Here is a 2,597-nt window from a genome sequence, read left to right on the forward strand (position 1 = left end):
CTGTGCTTGACTCTTGTGGTTAAAAACAGGACATTTTAAATGGTTTATCGCATAGACATTTTAATTGGTGAATAACATCATTTGTTAGAAACCATTTATTACATCAAAAGTAATGAAAAAGTAAAGAATATGCCTTATATTATCTTTACTTTAATGGTTTTTGAGTGAGGAAATCATGTCCGCAGTCAATTTCAATATGCGCTTAGAAGCAGAGTTAAAAGAACAAGTCACGCCTATTTTGGAAGACTACGGTTTGACTATGCCCCAAGCATTCAAACTGTTCTTGAATCAAATCGTTAAAACGAAGGCGATCCCTTTATCTTTTGACTATGCGCGAGAAACTGCTTTAACTCCTAAAGCAGCAGCCAAGTTACTTCAATCTTTAAAAGAGATTGAAAATGGCGAGTACACCGAGTACGAAACGGTAGAAGAAGCGATTAAAGCTATGTCGGAAGAAGCACATGGCTAAACGTAAGATTATCGTAACCAGTTCTTTTAAACGTGATATTAAAAGACGTTATTTAGAACTGGTTACGGCTGAATGGGCAGAAGTATTAGATTGTTTAGTCGCAAATAATCCTTTGCCTGAAAAATATTTAGATCATCCCTTGAAGGGTGGTGCAGAGTTTAAGAATTGTCGTGATTGTCATGTGAAGCCTGATTTAGTCTTGATTTATAGGCTTGTTGGTGACGATATTTTAGAACTGCATCAGTTGGATAGCCATTCCGAAATTTTTGGATGACTATCGCTCGATGCTTTGAAAGATGGCTTTAGCCATGTTTCAAAGTCGGGCAACTTTGCGCTTGCTGTAATCTGATCAGTAATGAGAAAAACCAAGCAAAGTACCGATCAACTAGTATTTTTTAGGGTCGATCTGACACCAGTCATACGTTTTTTCTTTGACATTATTCGGTTCAAATGAGTAACACGGCTTTTTAGTCATAATTCTGACTAATGTTTTCCCATCATGCTCCTCGATTTGTAACGGATATTTTTTTAGTACAGCCATATCTGCTCTACGTGCATCAATTTCGTCTTTGCTTGGTATGTATAAGAAGATAGCCAAAATGAATACCATCATCACAGCAACAAACGTGCTAGCAAAAATAATGATAAGTTTTAAGTTGAGCCTGTGTGTAGCTTCGGTTAATGCCTGAATACTGTTGTTTAATGCGCCTGTATGCTTCTTATTTGCGTTTTCTAGCGATTTTTCAGCCTTGTCTAGTATTCCACTAGCGACATGGTTGTAAAACTGCTCTAATCGCTTGTTATCGTCTGCTATGGCTTCTCTATATTCCTTCATGGATGCCAGTAAAATATATAATTGGTCATCTAAATCATTTTGGTTGCTCATAACGACATTCCGCCTCTACCTAGTTTTTGAGATGCCTTGCGGAGTGCTTGCTCGGCTCGTTGTTTATCTAATTCTTGCTGTCGCTTCATTTCCGCTTGGCGTTCCAGTTCTAGACGTTTGGTTTCTTGGTTCTTCTGCCATTGATCAAAACCTTGATCGACACGGCTTAAACCACGCTGTAAAACGCTCTCTTTTTGCTGTTTCTGTTGGTGAAGCTGTTGGCTATTTTGCTGTTTGACGTTGTCATTAAAACGGCTGATTTCAGTGTCTATGCCTTGTCTGCGTAATTGTGTGACTTTGGTGCCTTCATGGATGGTGGCTTGTAGTCCGTTGTTCTGATCGGCATAGCTACGATGGTCTATTGTTTCTCGGTAGCCTGCACGTTCCAATGCTTTATTGGCTAAGTCTGCCCATGTTTCTCGAATTTGCTTAATGTCTTCTTGGGTTGTCCCTATACCAAGGCTTTTTCGTTTGGCGTTGCTGAGTTCAATATCGGTTTTGGTGGTCAGAGTGATTTTATTGTCTGCGTCTAATTCGGCTTTTCGGGTGGTAAGCATGATATGGGCGTGATGGTTTTTATCATTACCGCCTTTGCTCGGTTCATGGATTGCTAAATCTGCGATTACGTCATAGCGATCAACTAAGGACCTGGCAAAGTCTTTTGCCAAGTCCTTACGTTGAACAGCGTCTAATTCATCAGGCAGGGCAATCACCCATTCTCTAGCGGTTCGGGCATCTTTGCGGTTCTCGGTTTTTTCTGCCAAGTTCCAAAGTTCGCCACGGTCAATTTCAATATCTAAATTAGAGATAATTTCAGAATGGGCTACACCGTCTTTTCTCGTAAAGTCATGGGTCAGCCCTGTGCGTTCATCTTCTAGTTTTTCACCTGCGCGATAGGCACTTGATGCAACCGCAGTTCGTCCTGAACTTCGGTTAACCGTTTTAGTGGAACAATGATAGATTGCCATGCAGTCGCCTTGAGATGCTTTTGCTTTTAAAAAATTGCGTAGCAGTTTTTTGGGGTTAAGGGGATTCCCCTTACGCAAACTTTGACTTGGATGAAATCCAAGTCGTAAGTGCGCATTTCATGAAAAACACGATAGCATATTACCCGCTTGAATTTCAATTCATAGGGTCTTATGCTTGAGTGGTTTTCTATATTCCGAAATTAACCGTTATGACTAAATCTGCTGAAAATATCGAAAAGAAAATTGAAGCCCAGTTAGAGAAGCTGAAACAGTT

At 40.0% G+C, this 2,597-nt stretch carries 4 protein-coding genes and 1 pseudogene; 3 read left to right on the forward strand and 2 right to left on the reverse strand.

Annotation, left to right across the window (positions count from 1 at the left end; genetic code table 11):
* Nucleotides 1-175: 175 nt before the first annotated feature.
* Nucleotides 176-469 (forward strand): type II toxin-antitoxin system RelB/DinJ family antitoxin, encoded by a 294-nt coding sequence (locus tag VXQ92_RS15635; protein WP_001277151.1) that lies wholly within the window; start codon nucleotides 176-178, stop codon nucleotides 467-469.
* Nucleotides 462-743 (forward strand): type II toxin-antitoxin system YafQ family toxin, encoded by a 282-nt coding sequence (locus tag VXQ92_RS15640; RefSeq protein ID WP_001129137.1) that lies wholly within the window; start codon nucleotides 462-464, stop codon nucleotides 741-743. Before VXQ92_RS15635 ends, VXQ92_RS15640 begins: the two co-directional genes overlap by 8 nt.
* A 111-nt stretch (nucleotides 744-854) precedes the next feature.
* Here the strand turns inward: VXQ92_RS15640 and VXQ92_RS15645 are convergent, their stop codons facing one another.
* The gene (locus tag VXQ92_RS15645; RefSeq protein ID WP_416682420.1) at nucleotides 855-1,355 is read right to left on the reverse strand and encodes a hypothetical protein; all 501 of its coding nucleotides are present in this window, start codon (nucleotides 1,353-1,355) and stop codon (nucleotides 855-857) included.
* The gene (gene mobQ / locus VXQ92_RS15650) at nucleotides 1,352-2,323 is read right to left on the reverse strand and encodes a MobQ family relaxase (RefSeq protein WP_416682421.1); all 972 of its coding nucleotides are present in this window, start codon (nucleotides 2,321-2,323) and stop codon (nucleotides 1,352-1,354) included. Before mobQ ends, VXQ92_RS15645 begins: the two co-directional genes overlap by 4 nt.
* A 209-nt stretch (nucleotides 2,324-2,532) precedes the next feature.
* Here mobQ and VXQ92_RS15655 point away from each other — a divergent pair.
* Nucleotides 2,533-2,597 (forward strand): annotated as a pseudogene (locus tag VXQ92_RS15655) (mobilization protein); the annotation flags it as partial.

Source organism: Acinetobacter sp. 228 (assembly GCF_048147885.1).